Below are 1,151 nucleotides of genomic sequence, written 5' to 3'. Positions count from 1 at the left end.
GCTTGGGGTCAAGGGGTGAGTGCAATCGTCAGGTGGCGATGAGGTGGTCCAGGCGCTCGGCTGGGGTTGCCCAGCCGAGTGTCTGGCGGGGGCGGGTGTTCATCTCGTGGGCGACTTCGTCGAGGCCTGCCTGATCGATGCTGCGGAAGTCGTAGCTGCCTTTGGGGAAGTACTGGCGTAGCAGGCCGTTGGTGTTCTCGTTGGAGCCGCGTTGCCAGGGGCTGTGGGGGTCGCAGAAGTAGACCGGGCAGCCGGTGGCGACGGTGAATGCCGCGTGAGCGGCCATCTCGCTGCCTTGGTCCCAGGTCAGGGAGCGGCGCAGATGTGCTGGTAGACGCTGGGCGAGGTCGGTGAGCACGGCGATGACGGCTTCGGTGTCGCGGCCCTGCGGGAGGGCGCCGAGCATGACGTAGCGGGTGGCCCGTTCGACGAGGGTGACGATCGCCGAACGGCCGGCCTTACCGATGACCAGGTCACCTTCCCAGTGCCCGGGCACCGCCCGGTCGTCGGCCTCGGCGGGACGGGCACTGATGTGCAGGTCCCCGATCCACGGCCGGCGACTACGGCCACCCGCGGCGGCCCGTGACTGTGGGCGCCGATCAGCTCGTCCCGAACGCAGGGCGACCTGTCGGGTCAACTCCTCGCGCAGGCTGCCCCGCGACTGAACGTAGATCGCCTGGTAGATCGTTTCGTGCGACACCCACAACTCCGGCCGGTCAGCGAACGTGGTCCGCAACCACGTGGCGATCTGCTTCGGAGACCACCTACGCGCCAGTTTCCCCCGCACCACCTGCCGCAGCCGCGTCCCCGGACCCAACTTCGACGCCTTCGACCGCCGACGCGCCGTATCCGCACGCCGCTGCGCCCACTGCGCCTGATACCCCCACCGATACGGGGCCCGTGCCCGCCCCGACGGCAACGACCGCCCGAGCGGGTTCTTCGTCCCATGCCGCGCAGAGTGATACCGGGACACCTCCCGAGACACCGTGCACACCGGCACCCCCAACAAGCCGGCGATCTCACTAATGCGCCGACCCGCACCCCACAGATGCTCCAACACCTGCCGATGCCCGAACGTCAACACACCCGGCCTGGCCACCAACACCCCCAGCACAACCAAGATCAGTTGCACTGAACCTTAGAAACCACCC

General features: G+C 68.3%; 1 protein-coding gene. It reads right to left on the bottom strand.

Annotated features, from left to right (window positions below; all coding sequences use genetic code 11):
• Positions 1-28: 28 nt before the first annotated feature.
• On the bottom strand, positions 29-985 hold the full coding sequence (locus KBX46_RS32210) for an IS30 family transposase (protein ID WP_308159764.1): 957 nt from the start codon (positions 983-985) through the stop codon (positions 29-31).
• Positions 986-1,151: the final 166 nt, after the last annotated feature.

It is taken from the genome of Micromonospora sp. C81, from assembly GCF_018070425.1.
Taxonomy (GTDB): Bacteria; Actinomycetota; Actinomycetes; order Mycobacteriales; family Micromonosporaceae; genus Micromonospora; species Micromonospora zamorensis.
Note: the sequence above shows the minus strand (reverse complement) of the source record. Positions and strands in the feature narration are given on the sequence as shown.